The sequence below is a fragment of the Nocardia sp. NBC_01503 genome (assembly GCF_036327755.1).
Lineage (GTDB): Bacteria > Actinomycetota > Actinomycetes > Mycobacteriales > Mycobacteriaceae > Nocardia.
Map to the genome: position 1 here is coordinate 220,845 of NZ_CP109596.1, position 18,715 is coordinate 239,559.

Here is an 18,715-nt window from a genome sequence, read left to right on the forward strand (position 1 = left end):
TCACTCCGGATCCAGCAGACCCTCGGGCGGATCGATGACGATCAGCGAGTCCGCGATCGAGACGGTCGGAACCATGGCATTCACGAAGGGCACCAGGATCTCTCGCCCCGCGGGCGGGAATCCCTCGGCCGCGGTGATCGAAAGCAGTTCTCCCGCAGCGGAATGCAGGACTTCGCGCACCTTGCCGACGACAGTGCCGTCACCGAGCTGCACTGTCAGACCTTCGAGTTCGTGATCGTAGTACTCGTCCGACTCCTCCGAAGGCGGCAGATCGGCGGTATCGATCACAAAGAGCATGCCGCGCAACGCATCCGCGGCTTCACGCGTGACGAGCCCGTCCAGACGCACGAGAAGCCGGCCCGAGTGCTCCCGGGCCGACTCCACGACGTACTGGTTGATCTGCTTCGCCTTCGGCAGCCGCCCCTTGAGGGTGCTGCCGGGCGCGAAACGCAGATCCGGCTCGTCGGTGCGGACCTCTACGACGAGTTCGCCGCGCACTCCGTGCGACTTGGCGACCCGCCCGACGACGAGTTCCATCTCTATTGATCCGTGTCGACCACGTCGACGCGAATGCCCTTACCGCCGATACCGGCGACGAGGGTGCGCAGTGCGGTGGCGGTACGACCACCGCGACCGATCACCTTGCCCAGATCATCGGGGTGCACGTGCACCTCGACGGTCCGGCCACGACGGCTGGTGATCAGCTCGACGTGGACATCGTCCGGATTGGCGACGATGCCGCGAACCAGATGTTCGACGGCATCGGCGACGACGGCCGTCATTACTCGGCAGCCGGGGTCTCGGCAGCCTCGGTGGAAGCCTCTGCGGCTTCCTCCTTCTTGGCGGCCTTCTTCTTCGGGGTGACGGCCTCGGCGGTGGGCTCGCTGTCGGCGGCGGCCAGCGCGGCGTTGAACAGGTCCAGCTTGGACGGCTTGGGGGCCTTGGTCTTCAGGGTGCCCTCGGCGCCCGGCAGGCCCTTGAACTTCTGCCAGTCGCCGGTGATCTCCAGCAGACGCTGCACGGGCTCGGTCGGCTGCGCGCCGACACCCAGCCAGTACTGCGCGCGCTCGGAATCGATCTGGATGAGCGAGGGCTCTTCCTTGGGCTGGTAGATGCCGATGGATTCGATCGCGCGGCCGTCACGACGGGTACGGGCATCGGCGACGACGATGCGGTACTGCGGGTTGCGGATCTTGCCCATGCGGGTCAGCTTGATACGAACAGCCATTAGCTGTGCCTTTCGATGGCGGCCTTCCACACGGGAGGGCCTGATTGGTCACGGCGCAATTCAGCAGCCCACACGGGGTGGGCCCGGTTTTGCGTTGAGTGTGTGACCGCCGCGCGGAACGTATCCGGAGACGGGCTGCACTGTCCTCGATGAGGACGATCGACCATTCTGCCAGACGGGCCACACGCCTCGGAAATCGGGCTAGTCGGTGCGGTAGCGCAGCAGCACGATGCCGGAGCGGAACCGCTTGTTCTCGATCAGCCGCAGCGACGGCACCTTGGCGCCCTCGGGGAACATGCGTGCACCCTGTCCGAGCACCACGGGATAGACGAACAGCCGGTATTCGTCTACAAGTCCGGCGGCGGTCAGATCGTGAACCAGGGTGATACTGCCGGTGCTGACGATATCTTTGCCCGGCTGCTGTTTGAGCACGCGGACCTCATCGAGGTCCCGCAGCACCTCGGAGTTCTGCCAGCCCGGATCGCCCATGGTCCGTGAGACCGCGTATTTGCGCATCTCGTTCAGTTCGGCGGTGATGCCGGTTTCATCGTCGGCCTGTTTCGGCCAGTACTCGCGCATGCCTTCGAAGGTGACCCGCCCGTACAGCACCGCATCGCAGTTCTCGGTGTGTTTCATGAGTTCGGCGAGTACATCGTCGGTTTCGCCGTGTTCGCCCGCGCCGACGCTGAACCAGCCCTGGCTGGCGTCGATGACTCCGTCGAGCGTGATGTTCTGTGTGACAACCAGATCCCGCATGATCAACCTCCCGGTCGTGAAACGTCCTTCGACTCAGGACTCCCTTGGGACCCGGAATTCATCGGTCGGACATGCGACAGCCCACCGAAGCCCGCGCGACCTCGATGGGCTGGTGTGCGTGCGGCTAGTGGCCGATGCTGCCGGTCAGCAGCTTGACGACCAGTCCGGCCAGCACGGCCGTCACAAAGCTCTCGACGGAACCCAAGGTCTTCTCCTCACAAGGTGGAACGACAAAACATGTGAAGCATGACTGATTCACTTGTTTCGCGTAGCCGAATCCGTCAACCTGTGAACCGATTTCGCGCGGTCAGCTCAAGAGTGAGGTGTCGACCGTGACCGGAACAGGCCCCGGCGCGACGACGGTCTCGCCTGCCGCCGCGTAGACCTCCGCGCTTATGCGGTGGGGGATCACTCTCGATCCCTGGGATTCTGACATGCGGCACCGACGAGTACGCCCTGATAAGGGGGCTATCCGAGTAATTCGCGGCGGTACGGGCGCCTATCGGCGGGCACGGCGAACCGGTCGAGAAATCTGCCCTCGACCGGGAATTCGCCGCAGCGGCTGGGGACCGCCGGGTGTGGTACTCATGGCAATTCCCCTCCGAATGCCTGCGTGAGAAGGATTCTAGAAGCCGGACCGCCGGTCGGAGTAGCCCATGGAATTACCGGTACCCGGTGACGGGATCGCGGCGATCGTAAACGCGACCACGCAGCACCACCCAGGCGGGAGTGCTCAGCGCGGCGAGATTCAGGCGCGGATCCTGCTGGTAGACCACGAAATCCGCGCGAGCTCCGGGTTCGATACCGGAGCGGCCCAGCCAGGAGCGCGCATTCCAGGAGGAGGCGCCCAACGCGTCGTGCGTGCTGAAACCCGCACCGGCGAGGGCGGATATCTCATCGGCGATGCGACCGTGCGGGATCGAACCACCCGCATCGGTGCCGGTATAGATCGGCACCCCCGCCTCGTGTGCTTTGGCCACGGTCTCCCGCGAACGCCGATGCAGGTCGCGCATATGCGCCGCGTAGATGGGGAATTTACCTGCGCTGTCGGCGATTTCGGGGAAGGTGTCGATATTGATGAGCGTCGGGACCAGTGCGGTGCCGTTGCGCGCCATCATCGCGATGGTCTCGTCGGTGAGGCCGGTGCCGTGCTCGATGCAGTCGATACCCGCGTCCAGCAGCCCGTAGAGCGCGTCCTCGCCGAACACATGCGAGGTGACCCGCGCGCCCTCTCGGTGGGCCGCGTCGATGGCCTCTTTCAGAATGGCATCCGACCACAGCGGAGCCAGATCACCTATCGACCGGTCGATCCAGTCACCGACGATCTTCACCCAGCCGTCCCCGCGCCGAGCCTGTTCGGCGACGATCTCCGGTAGATCCCGTTCGTCGTCGAGCTCGATGCCGAGTTCGCGAATGTACCTGCGCGGGCGGGCGATATGCCGCCCCGCGCGAATGATCTCGGGCAGGTCTTCGCGGTCGTCGATGAACCGCGTATCTATCGGCGAACCGGCATCGCGCAACAGCAGCGCTCCCGCATCCCGCTCCACCTCGGCCTGCGCGATCGCCCCGTCCGAATCCTCGTCCCCGCCACCGTATTTGATTCCGACATGGCAGTGCGCGTCCACCAGCCCCGGCACGATCCATCCCGAAGCGTGCACGGTCTCGGCACCCGCGAGCGGCTCGAACGAGATGACCCCGTCATGCACCCACAGATCGAGTACCTCAGATCCGGGCAGAACCACTCCGCGAAAATGCAGCCGCATCGCCGACCTCCGTGTCTCGGACTGTTTCACATACTAGAACGAGGCCGGACCCCGTCCGGGCGGGGATGGGAGTTACTCGGAAAGGCGAGTCCGGGCCCGAACGAGCACCGGCCCCGCCGCAAGGCAGGGCCGGATTCTCTTGTGAGCCTTACTTCTTGGGGAAGTTGAGCTTGGAGAGGTCGAAGCCCTCCAGACCCGGGGGGAGCTCGTTCAGACCGGCGGGCATGTTGGACAGGTCCGGCATCCCGCCGGGCATCCCACCCGGGAGGGCGGGCATGCCGGGGAAGCCGCCGCGCACCTTCGGCGGGGTGGGGCCGCGGCCGCCCTTCTTACCCTTCTTGCCCTTGCCCTTACCCTTGTTGCCACCGCGCGAGCCGGGCAGCCCGAACTGGCGGCTCATCATGCCCATCATCTTCTTGGCTTCGAAGAAGCGGTCGACGAGCTGGTTGACCTCGGAGACCGTGACACCGGAGCCGTTGGCGATGCGCAGGCGGCGAGAGGCGTTGATGATCTTCGGGTTATCGCGCTCGGCGGGGGTCATACCGCGGATGATGGCCTGGACGCGGTCGAGTTGCTTGTCATCGACCTGCGCGAGAACATCTTTCATCTGACCGGCGCCCGGCAGCATGCCGAGCAGGTTGCCGATCGGGCCCATCTTGCGGATGGCGAGCATCTGCTCAAGGAAGTCCTCGAGGGTGAGTTCGCCCGAGCCGATCTTGCGCGCGGCCTCCTCGGCCTGCTGCGCGTCGTAGACCTGTTCGGCCTGCTCGATCAGGGTGAGCAGATCGCCCATGCCCAGGATGCGGCTGGCCATACGGTCGGGGTGGAAGACGTCGAAGTCCTCCAGCTTCTCGCCGGTGGAGGCGAAAAGGATGGGCTGGCCGGTGATCTCACGCACGGACAGCGCCGCACCACCGCGGGCGTCACCGTCGAGCTTGGTGAGCACGACGCCGGTGAAGCCGACACCGTCGCGGAAGGCCTCGGCGGTGGTGACCGCGTCCTGACCGATCATCGAGTCCAGGACGAACAGGGTCTCGTCCGGATTGACGGCATCGCGAATGCCCGCAGCCTGTGCCATCAGCTCAGCGTCGATACCGAGGCGACCGGCGGTATCGACGATGACGATGTCGTACTGCTTGGCCTTGGCCTCTTCGATACCGCGGCGCGCCACATCCACCGGATCGGCGGCCGAGACACCGAGCGGGTTCTCGCCACCGCCGATGGAGGTGCCCGGATTGGGCGCGAACACCGGCACACCGGCGCGTTCACCGACAACCTGAAGCTGGGTGACCGCGCCCGGCCGCTGCAGGTCACAGGCGACGAGCAGCGGCTGATGCCCCTGCCCCTTCAGCCATTTCGCGAGCTTGCCCGCGAGGGTGGTCTTACCGGCGCCCTGCAAACCGGCCAGCATGATGACCGTGGGCGGGTTCTTGGCGTACTGCAGTCGCCGGGTCTCGCCGCCGAGAATGGCGATGAGCTCCTCGTTGACGATCTTGACGACCTGCTGCGCCGGATTCAGCGCCGCGGAGACCTCGGCGCCCTTGGCGCGCTCCTTGATCTTGGCGATGAAGGTGCGGACCACCGGCAGCGCGACGTCGGCCTCGAGCAGGGCGAGTCGGATCTCGCGGGCGGTGGCATCGATGTCGGCGGGTGACAGGCGCCCCTTTCCGCGCAGATCCTTGAGGGCACCGGCCAACCGGTCGGAAAGGGATTCGAACACCGATGCTCCTGATCTCGAGGGACGTCACTCGAGATACCAGGGTAGTGGGATCTGCGACGGGCCGTTATTCCAGGGACCGTGAGCAGCGCTATTCGTTGCGGGCGGGGCTATTCCAGCGAGCGCGGGCGGGTGGGGGGCCGGCGCAGATCGTGCAGTTCGGCGGCGACCATGCCGACGGCTTCGCGCGCGGTGAGCCCGAGTTCGAGGGCGAGTGCGTCCAGGACGGTCCATTCGGCGTCGGTGAGCACATGGTCGACGAGGGTGGCGGCGATGGTCATGGCGGTCACCGCCTGTTGACCGGAGAGGGTGCGACCGGGGAGCCAGGAGACCACCCAGCGGTCGCCGCCTACGCAGCGCGCCATGTGCGGGGTCGAATCGCTCGTCATCATCGATGCTGAAACAACTTCGATTGCCACCGACCAACTCCCCTCATAGCACACGCGACCGCATTGGTTGAGGCGATATTAGGGGGATTCGGGATTGCTCGATCAGTATTTCAGCAAATTACGTGCAACGATCAGATTAACTGGCAAACGTACGGTTTGCCAGTTAATCCAGCATCCTGGCGATCGGTCAGAAAACCGAGGTTGATCCGTTTTCCGTGTCCGATTCGGGCGTTTTCTTCGGTTGTTGCGGAGGCACCACCGCGAGCACCGCCGCCGCGATTTCCGCGCGCCGCTCCGGCGTGTCGGCAGCCCCCAGATCCAGGCAGAACGTATCCACCACCGCCGCGCCCATGGTCGACACCTTCGCCCAGCTCACATTCGCACCGGATTCCGCGAGCGCGGCCGCCAAACGACTCAGCAATCCGATTCGATCCTCGGCGCGCAATTCCAGCAGCACCCGGCCGGGCTCGGCGGTTTCATTCCAGAGCACGCGCGGCGCGGCCTGCGCGTATGGACTCGGCTGGGTGCCACCGGCTTCGCGTTCCTTACGCGCGAGAACCGAAACCAGGTCCAAATCACCGTTAATGGCCCTGATCAATTCCTGGCGCAGCAGGCCGGGCTCCGGTGGATTTCCGAAACGCGGTGCGACGGCGAAGGTATCGATGGCGGATTTTCCGACACCGGCGAGATCCGCGGAGAGCACGCGCAGTGAATGCAGTGCCAGTACGCCCGCCGCATCCGAGAGCAAACCCGGATTATCCGGCGCGACAACCGTCACAATATGGGTATACCGCCCGTCCCCGGGCTTCAATTCCACATGTACGCCACCGCTTTCCGCCTTTTCGCGCAGATCATCCGGAATGGCCTCGGGTTCGGGCAGCTCCTCCCCCGCCATGGACAACCGGCAGCGGCGCACCAGATCACCGATCAGCGAGGCTTTCCAGTCGTTCCAGACCCCCGGCCCGGTGGCCAGCGAATCGGCCTCGGCCAGCGCGTGCAGCAATTCGAGCAATTGCGAATCGCCGTCGAGGGCCTCGACCACCATTTTCACGGTGTCCGGATCGGCGAGATCGCGACGCGTGGCGGTATCGGGCAGCAGCAGATGATGCCGCACCATGGCCGAGAGCAGCCGCACATCGGAGGGCCACAACCCGAGCCTGCGCCCGATGGAGGTGGCCAGCTCCGCGCCGACCGCACTGTGATCCTCCGTGCGCCCCTTGCCGATATCGTGCAGCAGCGCGCCGATCAACAGCAGGTCCGGGCGGGCCACCCGGGTGGCGAGGGCACCGGCCTGCGCGACCGCCTCCATGAGATGACGGTCGACGGTCCAGGTGTGCATGGCATCGCGCGGCGGTAGATCGCGCACCACACCCCACTCCGGAAAGAGCCTGCCCCACAAGCCGGTTCGGTCGAGAGCCTCGATCGCGTCGATGGCGCCGCGGCCCGTGCCCAGCAACACCAGCAGGTCGTTGAGGGCTTCCTTGGGCCACGGCTCGCGTAGCTCGGGTGCGTCCTCGGAGAGCCTGTTCAACGTCGTCGCGGACATGGGCAATCCGGTCTGCGCGGAGGCGGCGGCCACGCGCAGTATCAATCCCGGATCACGCTGCGGCCGCGCGTCCCTGGCCAGCACCACCTCACCGGAGTGCTCGACCACCCCCTCATCGAGTGGTCGGCGCACCGGCATCCGGCGCAGCCGGGCCAGGCCGCGGCGAGGCAGCGCGTTGGCGGCGGTGCGCAGCCCGACATCGGTGGAGTAGCTGACGGTTCGCGCCGCATCGCTGAGGGTGCGGGCGAGGTCGAAGCGGTCACCGATGCGCAGGGCCGCGCCGATTTCGTCCGCATCCTGGGCGCGCAGTTGATCGCGGGCACGACCGGCCACCCGATGCAGTTCGGTGCGAACATCCAGCAATCTGCGGTGCGCCTGTTTCAGCCCGCCACCGGGCACATCCGGACCGAGCCCCGGCATGGCATCGGTCAGTTGTGCGATGGCGAGAGCGTCCAGGAGCTGGATATCGCGGAGCCCACCGCGCCCGTTCTTGAGATCGGGTTCGGCGCGATGCGCGATCTCTCCGCTACGCCGCCAACGGGTTTCAGCCTGTGCGATGAGACCGTCGAAGCGGGAACGGATCCCGGTCCGCCAATCCCGTCGCACCCCGCTGACGAGCAGATTGCTGAGACCTTCATCGCCGACGATATGGCGGGCCTCCAGCATGCCCAGGGCGGCGGTCAGATCATCGGCTGCCACGCGCAGCGCCTGCGGCACCGTGCGCACGCTGTGATCGAGTTTGATGTGCGCGTCCCACAGCGGATACCAGAGCTGATCGGCGACTTCGGCGACCTTGGCGGGGTCTATGTCGTCGTAGAGCAGCACCAGATCCAGATCCGAGTAGGGCAGCATTTCGCGGCGGCCCAATCCGCCCACCGCGACGATCGAAAGCCCGCTCCCCTCGGTGATGCCGACCTCGTGACCCTTTGTGGTCAGCCATAATTCGTACAGGTCGACCAGCGCCAACCGCAGCGCCTCCGGGTCCAACCGGGTGGCGCGCCCATGTGCGGCGGTGTGTTCGGCGAGTAGTTGGTTGCGAGCCCGGACCAGATCCGAAGCGCCGTTGGAGACCTTCTCCGTGGAGTCCTTCTCGTCGCGTGCCTGCTGGAAACCCACACCACACCCCTGTATCTAATTTGCCTCCGCTGCGCTCCGGCGAGTTCGCGGCCCTGGGAGTCTCACTTGTTCCCTCGCTCCGCTCCCCCGCTTCGCTCCTCCGCTCCACTCAGTCCAGAAGTGAGACGGGCCGCGAACTTTCGGGCGCATCAGCTGTCCAGTTATATGCGTGCGGCCCCGCACCCACCCGATCGTGCACCGGTGGGAACGGGGCCGCCGCTCGGTCCTCGACTACAGAGCGTCCGACCCGCGTTCACCGGTGCGGACCCGGATGACCGCCTCGACGGGCGTCACCCAGACCTTGCCGTCACCGATCTTGCCGGTGCGGGCGGCCTCGACGATCACCTCGACGACCTTCTCGACGGAGGTGTCGTCCACGACCACCTCGACCCGGACCTTCGGGACGAAGTCGACCGAGTACTCGGCACCGCGGTAGACCTCGGTGTGACCCTTCTGGCGGCCGTAGCCCTGCACCTCGCTGACGGTCATGCCGAGCACGCCCGCCTGCTCCAGCCCGGACTTGACGTCCTCGAGCGTGAACGGTTTGACGATTGCGGTTACCAGTTTCATGCGTCATGCCTCCTTGACGGCGGTGGTACGTGCCGTGCCACCCACAGCAGCGAAATCGTATGCCGATTCAGCGTGCTCCGACTCGTCCAAGCCCACGAACTCGGCTTCCTCGTCCGCACGGAGGCCGATGGTGTACTTGATGGCGAGCGCGATGACGAGCGTCGCGACGGCGGAGTAGGCGAGCACCGCACCGGCGCCGATCGCCTGCTTGACCAGCTGATCGAAACCGCCACCGTAGAACAGGCCCTTGACCGCGGCCGGGGCCTCGGGGGCGGCGACCAGACCGACCATCAGGGTGCCCGCGATACCACCGACGAGGTGGACGCCGACCACGTCGAGCGAGTCGTCGAAGCCGAAGCGGAACTTCAGGCCGACGGCCAGGGCACACAGCACACCGGCGACCACACCGATGGCGAGCGCGCCGATCACGTTGACCGAGGAGCAGGACGGGGTGATGGCGACCAGACCGGCCACGATGCCCGAAGCGGCGCCGAGGGAGGTGGCGTGACCGTCACGCACCTTCTCCACCAGCAGCCAGGCGAGCATGGCCGCACCGGTGGCGACGGTGGTGGTGACGAAGGTGGCGCCGGCGATACCGTTCGAGCCGATCGCGGAGCCCGCGTTGAAGCCGTACCAGCCGAACCACAGCAGACCGGCGCCGAGCATGACGAACGGCAGGTTGTGCGGGCGCATCGGGGTGCCCGGCCAGCCCTTGCGCTTGCCCAGCACGATGGCCAGGACCAGGCCCGCGACACCGGCGTTGATGTGGACCGCGGTACCACCCGCGAAGTCGATCGCCTTGAGCTTGTTGGCAATCCAGCCACCGTGCTCACCGGTGACGCCGTCGAAGGCGAAGACCCAGTGCGCGATCGGGAAGTAGACGACCGTGGCCCACACGGTCGCGAAGAGCATCCAGGCGCCGAACTTCAGGCGGTCAGCGACTGCACCCGAGATGAGGGCGACGGTAATGATCGCGAACATGAGCTGGAAGGCCACGAAAACCGTGGCCGGAATAGTGCCCGCGAGTGGTACAGCCACCTTGACGGATGCGTCGGTCGCATCGGCCAAGTAGGTGCCACCGATAAGACTCTTCAGGCCGAAGTACTGCGCCGGATCACCGAAGAGATTGCCCTTGTCCTCGCCGAACGCCATGGAGAAGCCGTACAGCACCCACAGGACGGTGATAACGCCCATGGCACTGATGCTCATCATGATCATGTTCAGCACATTCTTCGAGCGGACCATGCCGCCGTAGAAGAATGCGAGTCCGGGGGTCATCAACAGCACGAGTGCGGCGCTGGCCAGCATCCATGCGGTATCTCCGGCGTCAGGTGCGCCTAATACGGGGAACGCCACCTTAATTTCCTCCTCATCTCGGGCCCCGCCGATAACGGCGAATGAGCCTGACATGAAGGTTCGGGGAGTGGTGTTTCCGCCGTGATCCTGCGGCGTTTCGCGTAGGTGAACGGATGAGATCGCAGTGTTTCGGTCAGGTTTCCGCAATCGCACCGCTGTTACGGGCGGGGCGTGAGGTTATGTGAGTTCCCCGTGGTACGGGCAACTCAGCCGAGTAGCGCGTCCACGAAAGCGCCCGGCTCGAAGGGGGCCAGATCGTCCTGACCCTCACCCAAACCGACCAGTTTTACGGGTACGCCGAGCTCATGCTGGACCTGGAAGACGATGCCGCCCTTGGCCGTTCCGTCCAGCTTCGTCAGGGCAACACCGGTGATATCGACGACGTCGGCGAAGACGCGAGCCTGCATCAGACCGTTCTGTCCGACCGTGGCGTCCAGGACCAGGATGACCTCGTCCACCTCCGCCTTCTTCTCCACCACCCGCTTAACCTTGCCCAGCTCATCCATCAGGCCGGTTTTGGTGTGCAGCCGGCCCGCGGTATCGATGAGCACCACATCAACGCCACGATCGATACCGGCGCTCACCGCGTCGAAGGCCACGGCGGCCGGATCGGCGGCCTCCTTACCGCGCACGGTCTCCGCACCCACGCGCTCACCCCAGGTCTGCAGCTGATCGGCGGCAGCGGCACGGAAGGTATCGGCGGCGCCGAGCAGGACGCGACGCCCGTCGGCCACCAGCACACGCGCGAGTTTGCCCGTGGTGGTGGTCTTTCCGGTGCCGTTCACACCGACCACCAGCATCACCGCCGGGTGATCCTGGTGCGGCAGTGCGCGAATCGAGCGATCCAGCTCCGGGCGCAGCGCCTCGACCAGCACCTCGCGCAGCACCGCGCGGGCATCGGCGGCGGTGCGCACGGTGCGCGCGGCCATCTCCTCGCGCAGGCGCTCGACGATCGCGGCGGTCACCGCGGTGCCGAGATCGGCCATGACGAGGGTGTCCTCGATCTCCTCCCAGGAGTCCTCATCGAGATCACCGCCGCCGAGCAGGCCGAGGAGCGATTTGCCGACGGCGTTCTGCGAACGGGCCAGGCGGCCGCGCAGGCGGTTCAGGCGACCGGCGGTGGGCTCGATATCGGCGGTGAAATCGATCTCGGGCTCGGCCGGAGCGACGGAAACATCGGCGGGCGCGACGGTTTCGGGGGTCGCGGACGGTGCGGCCTCGGCGGGCGCTACCGCGGCGGCCGCGGCCTGATCCTGCGCCGAGGTCTCGACGGCCGAAGCCGGGGCGGCGCTTGCCTTCTCATCGACGGGCGCTTCGGTGTCCGGTGTGGCGATATCGGCGGCCTCGGCCGGAACCGTGGTGACAGGCGGCGCGGTCGCCGCCTCGGCGGTGTCGGCCTCGGCCTCAGCGGTGTCGGCTGCGGCCTCAGCCGCGGCGGTGTCGGCCTCGGGAGCGCGCTCGGGACCCTGGACCGGTTCGGGGAGCCGGACATCGTGAATGCTGCGCTTGGCGGCATCGCGCGGAATGGCGGCGTCATCGCCGACGTGCGGCTGACCGTCGGTGTCGGTGCGCTCGATCGGGACGGGTTCGGGTTCGGGGCGCGGTTTCGGCAGGGTCGCCGTTCCGCCGCCTTGACTGAAGCTGAATCCGCTCGATGCCGTGTATCCACCCGACCGGTCGGTCAACTCCGGCTTCGCCTCCTCGGCGGCCGGGGCGAGGGAGATACGGCGGCGCTTGTACAGGACGAATCCCGAGACGAACGCCACCAGCAGGACCGCGGCGATAGCGGCGATGAGGATCCAGGCTTGTGCAGTCACGACGCCATCCTCTCAGAGGGGTCACTATTGCCGGTTTCACATACCTACTCGCGGGTTGCGAGGCAGTGTCGTCTAACACACATCGGTGCGCACCGGCTATGGACACGCCGATCAGAGGGCTACGAACCGCTATACGGACCGACCGGTCTGCTCGACAACGCACCACAGTGCGGAAGGAGCGGCGAATGCGACACCGAGACAATAGGATCGGCGACGTGACCGATCGAAATGTGCTTGGGGGACCGCTGGAGGAGTGTGGCACCGATCCTCTCACCGGCTTCTACCGGGACGGCTGCTGCAGCACCGGCCCCGAAGACCTTGGCAGCCACACCGTGTGCACCGTGGTGACCGCGGAGTTCCTGGAGCACCAGAAGTCGATCGGAAATGACTTACTGACCCCGCGGCCGGAGAACAACTTCCCCGGCCTGCAACCGGGTGATCGCTGGTGCGTGGTGGCGGTGCGCTGGCTGCACGCGCATGAGGACGGGGTGGCCGCGCCGGTGGTGCTGGCCGCCACCCATGAGAACGCGCTCGAGGTGGTGCCCATGGATACGCTGCGCAAATACGCCGTGGATGTGCCCGACGACGTCAGCGATCTGCTCTAGGAGCACAACCGTTCTCATCGATTCCCGTCGGCTCGGACCCGCCGCATGAACCGGGCGGCGGTGTCGCGCAGCAGGATTCCGAGGCGACTGCGCGGGACGATGAACATTCCGGCCGCGCGGGCACCGTTCTGTTTGGGGTCCGACAGCACCCGCTGGCGCTGTTCGTAGCGACGCAGGGCGATGTCCGGTTCGCCTGGAGTGCGGGCCAATTCCTCGGCGAGGGTGCTGGCGGCGGCGATGGCCAGGCTGGAGCCGTCACCGAAGAGCGAGACGCTCGAGCCGGCATCGCCGAGCAGCGTGACGCGCCCCTTCGACCAGGTGGGGAGTTGAACCTTGCTGACGGCGTCGAAGTACAGGTCGTCGGCGGCGTCGATCTGGTCGAGCAGATCACCGAAGATCCCGACCGGTCCGTCGAATGCGTTGCACAGCAGGCGTTTGTGCTGCTCCAGGTCCCGATAGTCGTAACCGGGGATGGCGGGGCTGCGGAACATCAAGGCCGCGAGGGGCTTTCCACCGGCCGGATGCACCGAGATGGAGCGGCCGGGCGTGTTGTACATGACCACCTCGTCGGGATCACCGTAGGCGCGATCCACCGGCAGGGTGGCGACGTAGATTCCCATATGCCGCACGAAGTCCCGCTCCGGTCCGAAGGCGAGGCGGCGGACATTGGAGTGCAGGCCGTCCGCGCCGACGACGTAGTCGAAGGTCTCCGGGGCGTGCTGTTCGAAGGTCACCGAAACGCCTGATTCATCCGCGTTCAACCCGGTAATGGTGTCGCCCCACCGGATTTCGGCCCGGTCGCGCGCCGCGCCCAACAGAATCTTCGCCAATTCGGCGCGCGCCAGCTCGACCTCGCTCGCATCCGGCGCCTTGGTGGCCACCGAGGTCCGCCGCCGACCCGCGGAATCGATGAAGCTGAGCCGATCGACTTCGATTGCCGACTTACGCAATTCGGGCATCACACCCATCTGCTCGACCACATCGATCGCGAATCCGCGCACGTCGACCGGGTTTCCGCTGGACCGCTGCCCGGTGGCGCGCTCGACCACCGTGACATCGAACCCGCGTTCGCTCAGCCAGTGCGCCAGCGTCGAGCCGCCGACACCCGCACCCGAAATGAGAACTTTTCCGCTCATGACAATCACCTTTTCGATCCAAGTGGACGAACTTCGTCCGCTTATCCGAATGCTACGCTAAGTGGAATCAATTCGTCCACTTATAGGAGGTGGGTCCGACGGCCGAGCAGCTACGGGCCGATGCGCGCAGTAATCGGGACCAGATCATCGATGCGGCACTGGCGGTCTTCCGCGAACGCGGCACCGATATCCCCATGAAGGAGATCGCCGACCGCGCCGGGGTCGGCGTCGGCACCCTCTACCGCCGCTTCCCCGATCGCGACGCACTCCTGATCGCGACCACGCGGGCGCATCTGGAGCGGCTCGCGGAGCTGGCCGCCACGGCCTGGCGCGAGGAGCGCACGGCCTGGGGCGGAATGCGCCGATTCCTGCGCGAATGCGTCGAAATGCAGCTCGGCGCACAGTCTTCCGCCATCGGCCCCACCGTGCACAAGGCCATGCACGCCGACCCCCGATTGACCGAGGTCCGCGCCGCGGTCGTCGATCTGGTGGCGCGGATGACCGTCCAGGCCCAAGCCGACGGCGACCTGCGCCCGGACGTAGGCCCGGAAGATATCGCCCTGATCATGACCGTGCAGGTCTACACCCGCGAAGGCGAGTCCTACCTCGAAGCCGTCGACCGCGTCATGACGATCATGGTGGACGGCCTACGCCCCCAACCTGATTCGGCGAGCTAGCGGATGGTGGATCCCGGCCAGAAGCATGCCGGGATGACGAGGGGACGCATGCGGAAAGCCGCCCGGCCGAGTGGCCGGACGGCATGGAGCGCCGACAATCAGCGCGTGGCGCGGAGGGCGTAGGTCTGCACGGCGGCCATGGCGGCGGTGAAGGCGGCGATGAACAGGATGCCCGCGATGCCCAGGGTGGTGGGCTCGAGCCATCCGGCCTCGAGTGTGATGACGCTGTCGACCGCCCAGACCGCATTGAGTCCGGCGACGAACGCGGCCGGGCGGCGTGGGATTTCGCGGCGGGTGGCGATGACGAGTACCCCGGCCGCGTACAGGATGAAGAAGGCTCCGACGCCCAGCAGCAGTTCGGTGGACAGGCCCAAGGCGGTATCGAGGACTCCGGACAGGGCGGCGATCAGGATGCCGGAGGCGAGGGTGACGATGCCGTCGGCCTCGTAGGCCCGGCGCAGCGGGGACATACCGGCGATCAGACGGGGGCGAGTGGCGGTGCTGGCGGTCATGAGATGGGGTCCTTCCGTGAGGCTTTCGAAGACACCTCAACGGTCGCCGCGAGTGCACTGCCGTCACCATCCCAAGAGCTGCCGAATACTGCCGATCACAGGTCAGGGGTGGTGTATTGGTTCAGGAGACGACGGTGTCGAGTCCTGCGCGCAATTGCGCCGCGATGATTCGCGCTGCCGCGTTCTGCCAATTGCGCAGTGTGCGTTCGGGTACCTGATCCGCGAACCAGGACAGGGCGCGCCGCGAGATCGGATCGAGGTCGGTGCGTTTGGTGCGGACGCTGTAGGGGCGGATGCCGACGACGTAGTAGAAGTACACCGAGTTGTAGTGCCGCCACTCCTCGCTGGTGCCGAAATCCTCTCCGGTGCGGGGCTTCAGGTGGGAGATGCTCTCGGTCAGTAGGGCTTTGAGTTCGGTGGCGCGGTCGAGTGGACCGGGTGGACTGTCACGGCCCGCGAGCCGGGAGTCGATGGCGGGCAGGTCGATCAGCGGGCTGGAGACGAGTTTGCCGAGATCGGCGTAGTGGCTCAGGGCGCGCCGGGTGAGCCGGATGAATTCGGCCTCGCCGAGGGCGGCCAGTCCGGTCTCGACTCGTTTGCGCGGTAATTCCTCGGCGGCGGTGCGCAATTCACCACGCGCCTGCTGCAGCGGCGGCGCGAAGGCGAAGCGATCGATCCCCGCCTGCAGTGGACCATTGAGCACCTGCATGGCGATGGCGGCGGCGATCGCTCCGAAGAGTAAGGCCACCAGTGCCGTGCGCTGTCCCGCCAGCACGATGGCCACGGCGGCCTGTCCGCCGAACACCGCGGCGGTCGCGGTCGAGATCAGCAGGGAGCGCACCATATCCGCGCGCAGCGCCTGCCCCTCCTCGAAAGCGTCGAGTACCGCGATCCCCACTCCCAAGGTCGCCAGATCCACGGCGATGGCCGACAACATGGCGGTGCGCGGAAGTACGTTCAGTCCCAACAGGATCAGAGCCGCGCTGAGCCCGAACATGAGCGCGCCGACGGTGAGCAGTCCGGCCACCGACCGCCGGCCGTCCTCATCCCAATCGCACTGCTGCCCCAGTACGGCCAGCATTCCGCCCATGAGCGCGAGCAGCGCGACCGTCCCGAGTACGTAACCGGCGGGCAGGAATCCCGCCGCGGCGGGCATGGCGAGCACGGCGCTCAGCGGTATCAATCCCAAGCGCCACAACCGATCCGCGTGTGTGGACCACCGCTCGGTGAGCAGCAGGACGAATACCCCGCTCCAGGCCACCGCGGGCAGGCACACCAGCACGATCCGCATTCCGTCGAACCATGCGTCCCCCGTGGCCAATTGATCCGCCACCACCGCGATCGCGTATGCGATCAATCCGGCGGCGGCCCTGCGCAGCACCGCTTTGCGCGCATCCCGCGCGAGCAGATACCACCCCAGCCACCACGCGACACCGAACGCCACCGCCGATACCCACACCACAAATGCGAGCCTACTGCGCGCGCACCTCGATTCCGGCCCTATCTCCCGACTCGTATCACCCGCTGTGGTCAGGGAATTCGAGTTCGGGTTGCTGATCGGCGGCGAGCGGGAAGTAACCGAGGCACTCGACATCGGTTGTGCCCGCGTCGAAGCGGGCGATGCGCGCGCCCTCCGGTTCGTAGCAGACATCGCCAAGGCCGAGGACGGTCTCGGGTTCACCCTCGATCCGGGTCTGGTTCAGGGGAGGTTCGCGTGGCGGCGGCGGTGGGCTTTCTGACGGCAGGCGGGTGAGCAGTAGCGGGGTGGGCGGCCGGTGCCGGTGGGGTGCACCGGGGTCGCGCAGACGGGGCATGGGCGGGCGCAGGTTTCGTTACTCCGGACGGTTTCGTCACGCGGCCTAGCGGACTTTCCGGGTTTCGTTACGGTGGCGGGCACCCCGGGCGCGCGCATGGCCTCCAGCACTATCAGGGCGGGGCGGGCGAGGCCAGGGGCGGGGGAAATGCGCTGGATGGCAACGCATCCGGTGTAGAGGGCGAGAACGTCGGAGAGGGCCAGGTCCGGGCGGATCGCGCCTTGGCGCTGGGCGGCGGTGAGCAGATGCCCGAGCGCCTGATGGAAGCGTGTGCCCGCTTCCTGGAGCAGATCCCGAGGCCAGCCGTCATTGTCGAAGACTTCGCAGAGGGCGGTATTGCCGCTGGTGGAGGTGATCACCTCGGTACAGAAGGCGAAGAAGGCCAGACCGGCGTCGGGTGCGTCGCGGTAGCCGAGCGCCAGGGCGGTGAGGCGATCGATGCGCTGTTGCAGAACCGCTTCCAGGAGAGCGATCTTGGTGGGGAAATGGCGGTGCACGGTGCCCGCGCCGACACCCGCGCGGCGCGCGATTTCGGCCAGCGACACCCCGGTTCCGTCCTCGGCGAAGGCGCGCTGCGCGGCCGCCAGGACCAGGGCGCGATTTCGCCGGGCGTCGGCGCGCGCATTCGGCGCGGCCGATCCACCGGCAGGGGCGGGATGCGGTGCGACAGCGGGGTTTCGGGAGGTGCGTGACGGGGCGGTCATTTCGTTACGGCGTCCTTCCGCGGAGCTGGCGACCCGGGTACGCGACTCGTAGCGTCGGGATTATTCGGGTCGCTCGACCCGAATACTACCGAAGGACAGGATGAACATGTCTGCTCAGCATGAGCTCGTATTGGTGACCGGCGCGACCGGGAAGCAGGGCGGTGCCACCGCGCGGCGGCTGCTCGCGACGGGGCGACCGGTGCGCGCACTGGTACGGGATCCGCAATCGGCCGCGGCGCGGGCACTTGCAGCCGCGGGCGCGGAGTTGGCACCGGGTGATTTCGACGCACCGGAGACGCTTGCGGGCGTAATGGCCGGTGTGAGTGCGGTTTTCATCGTGCCACCCGCGGCGTTCGGGCCGGACGGCTGGGATGTGGAGTTGGAGGCGCGGCGCGGGGAAGATCTGGTGCGGGCGGCACAGGCCGCCGGGGTCGATCAGCTGGTGTTCACCGGAATCGCTTCGATCGACAGTGAAGACGCGGAGTGGGGCGCGTTCGGTAAGCACCGAATCGAGGAGGCGGTCCGATCCAGCGGGCTGCGGTGGACCATTCTGCGCCCGGTGCGATTCATGGAGAACTATCTGATTCAGGGATTCCCGGTCGATGGCATCCGCGAGGGCGTACACCGCCATCTGTTCCCCGCCGAGCTACCGACGCAGATGATCGCCGTCGACGATGTGGCGGCCTTCGCCGAGCTCGCGCTCACCGATCCCGCTCGCTTCCACGGGCAGATCCTGGAGCTCGCCGGGGATGAGCACACCATGGTGGCGGCGGCCGCGGTGATCTCCGAGATCACCGGGCACGCCGTCACTTACGAGGAACTGCCGGAGGAGTTCGCCGCCGGCATGGGTCCGGAGGTGCTCAATGTCTTCCGCCTGACTCGGGCGGGCCGGACCTGGCACGCCGATATTCCCGCCCTGCGCGAAATCCTGCCGTCCCTGCGCACTTTCGAGACCTGGCTCACCGAAACCGGTGCGGCACAGTTGAAGCCGATACTGGCCGGTTAGGGC

Annotated in this window: 19 protein-coding genes; 4 read left to right on the forward strand and 15 right to left on the reverse strand. The window is 66.7% G+C overall.

Going from position 1 to position 18,715, the window contains the following annotated elements:
* The 11 genes from rimM to ftsY form a co-directional block, all read right to left on the reverse strand.
* The gene (gene rimM / locus OHB26_RS00905; protein WP_330182335.1) at positions 1 to 537 is read right to left on the reverse strand and encodes a ribosome maturation factor RimM; all 537 of its coding nucleotides are present in this window, start codon (positions 535 to 537) and stop codon (positions 1 to 3) included.
* 2 nt (positions 538 to 539) lie between these two features.
* On the reverse strand, positions 540 to 782 hold the full coding sequence (locus OHB26_RS00910) for an RNA-binding protein (RefSeq protein ID WP_067574801.1): 243 nt from the start codon (positions 780 to 782) through the stop codon (positions 540 to 542).
* Positions 782 to 1,228, reverse strand: a complete 447-nt coding sequence (gene rpsP, locus OHB26_RS00915) for a 30S ribosomal protein S16 (protein WP_330182336.1) — start codon at positions 1,226 to 1,228, stop codon at positions 782 to 784. The genes OHB26_RS00910 and rpsP overlap by 1 nt, the downstream gene beginning before the upstream one ends.
* A 201-nt stretch (positions 1,229 to 1,429) precedes the next feature.
* Positions 1,430 to 1,984: a dihydrofolate reductase family protein gene (locus tag OHB26_RS00920; RefSeq protein WP_330182337.1), complete on the reverse strand. Its 555-nt coding sequence runs from the start codon at positions 1,982 to 1,984 to the stop codon at positions 1,430 to 1,432.
* Positions 1,985 to 2,646: 662 nt separating this feature from the next.
* A complete protein-coding gene (locus tag OHB26_RS00925; protein ID WP_330182338.1) occupies positions 2,647 to 3,747 on the reverse strand; it encodes a metal-dependent hydrolase family protein in 1,101 nt (366 codons plus the stop codon).
* A gap of 148 nt (positions 3,748 to 3,895) precedes the next feature.
* The gene (gene ffh, locus OHB26_RS00930; protein WP_330182339.1) at positions 3,896 to 5,467 is read right to left on the reverse strand and encodes a signal recognition particle protein; all 1,572 of its coding nucleotides are present in this window, start codon (positions 5,465 to 5,467) and stop codon (positions 3,896 to 3,898) included.
* Between the two features lie 107 nt (positions 5,468 to 5,574).
* Positions 5,575 to 5,883, reverse strand: a complete 309-nt coding sequence (locus OHB26_RS00935) for a hypothetical protein (RefSeq protein ID WP_330182340.1) — start codon at positions 5,881 to 5,883, stop codon at positions 5,575 to 5,577.
* Positions 5,884 to 6,040: 157 nt separating this feature from the next.
* Positions 6,041 to 8,515, reverse strand: coding sequence for a [protein-PII] uridylyltransferase (locus OHB26_RS00940; protein WP_330182341.1), 2,475 nt, complete (start codon positions 8,513 to 8,515; stop codon positions 6,041 to 6,043).
* A 231-nt stretch (positions 8,516 to 8,746) separates the two neighbouring features.
* The gene (locus OHB26_RS00945; RefSeq protein WP_153807843.1) at positions 8,747 to 9,085 is read right to left on the reverse strand and encodes a P-II family nitrogen regulator; all 339 of its coding nucleotides are present in this window, start codon (positions 9,083 to 9,085) and stop codon (positions 8,747 to 8,749) included.
* Positions 9,086 to 9,088: 3 nt separating this feature from the next.
* Entirely contained in the window at positions 9,089 to 10,393 is a 1,305-nt protein-coding gene (locus OHB26_RS00950) for an ammonium transporter (RefSeq protein ID WP_330185447.1), read from the reverse strand.
* 254 nt (positions 10,394 to 10,647) lie between these two features.
* On the reverse strand, positions 10,648 to 12,258 hold the full coding sequence (gene ftsY / locus OHB26_RS00955; protein WP_330182342.1) for a signal recognition particle-docking protein FtsY: 1,611 nt from the start codon (positions 12,256 to 12,258) through the stop codon (positions 10,648 to 10,650).
* Positions 12,259 to 12,473: 215 nt separating this feature from the next.
* On the opposite strand from ftsY, the gene OHB26_RS00960 reads away from it, so the two are divergent.
* Positions 12,474 to 12,863, forward strand: a complete 390-nt coding sequence (locus OHB26_RS00960; protein ID WP_067574791.1) for a DUF2237 family protein — start codon at positions 12,474 to 12,476, stop codon at positions 12,861 to 12,863.
* 14 nt (positions 12,864 to 12,877) lie between these two features.
* Here OHB26_RS00960 and OHB26_RS00965 read toward each other — a convergent pair whose 3' ends face one another.
* Positions 12,878 to 13,999: an FAD-dependent monooxygenase gene (locus tag OHB26_RS00965; RefSeq protein ID WP_330182343.1), complete on the reverse strand. Its 1,122-nt coding sequence runs from the start codon at positions 13,997 to 13,999 to the stop codon at positions 12,878 to 12,880.
* Positions 14,000 to 14,088: 89 nt separating this feature from the next.
* On the opposite strand from OHB26_RS00965, the gene OHB26_RS00970 reads away from it, so the two are divergent.
* A complete protein-coding gene (locus tag OHB26_RS00970) occupies positions 14,089 to 14,676 on the forward strand; it encodes a TetR/AcrR family transcriptional regulator (protein ID WP_330182344.1) in 588 nt (195 codons plus the stop codon).
* A gap of 98 nt (positions 14,677 to 14,774) precedes the next feature.
* On the opposite strand, the gene OHB26_RS00975 is transcribed toward OHB26_RS00970, so the two are convergent.
* Both OHB26_RS00975 and OHB26_RS00980 read right to left on the reverse strand, forming a co-directional pair.
* Positions 14,775 to 15,188 (reverse strand): hypothetical protein, encoded by a 414-nt coding sequence (locus OHB26_RS00975; protein ID WP_330182345.1) that lies wholly within the window; start codon positions 15,186 to 15,188, stop codon positions 14,775 to 14,777.
* 121 nt (positions 15,189 to 15,309) lie between these two features.
* On the reverse strand, positions 15,310 to 16,650 hold the full coding sequence (locus OHB26_RS00980; RefSeq protein ID WP_330182346.1) for a hypothetical protein: 1,341 nt from the start codon (positions 16,648 to 16,650) through the stop codon (positions 15,310 to 15,312).
* 64 nt (positions 16,651 to 16,714) lie between these two features.
* Between OHB26_RS00980 and OHB26_RS00985 the strand changes: the two genes are divergently transcribed.
* Positions 16,715 to 16,927 carry a hypothetical protein gene (locus OHB26_RS00985; protein ID WP_330182347.1) on the forward strand — a complete coding sequence of 71 codons (213 nt, stop codon included), beginning with the start codon at positions 16,715 to 16,717 and terminating at the stop codon, positions 16,925 to 16,927.
* Here the strand turns inward: OHB26_RS00985 and OHB26_RS00990 are convergent.
* Positions 16,888 to 17,706 carry a TetR/AcrR family transcriptional regulator gene (locus OHB26_RS00990; protein ID WP_330182348.1) on the reverse strand — a complete coding sequence of 273 codons (819 nt, stop codon included), beginning with the start codon at positions 17,704 to 17,706 and terminating at the stop codon, positions 16,888 to 16,890. The genes OHB26_RS00985 and OHB26_RS00990 overlap by 40 nt on opposite strands.
* Positions 17,707 to 17,812: 106 nt before the next feature.
* On the opposite strand from OHB26_RS00990, the gene OHB26_RS00995 reads away from it, so the two are divergent.
* The gene (locus tag OHB26_RS00995; RefSeq protein WP_330182349.1) at positions 17,813 to 18,712 is read left to right on the forward strand and encodes an NmrA family NAD(P)-binding protein; all 900 of its coding nucleotides are present in this window, start codon (positions 17,813 to 17,815) and stop codon (positions 18,710 to 18,712) included.
* The last annotated feature ends 3 nt before the right edge of the window (positions 18,713 to 18,715 follow it).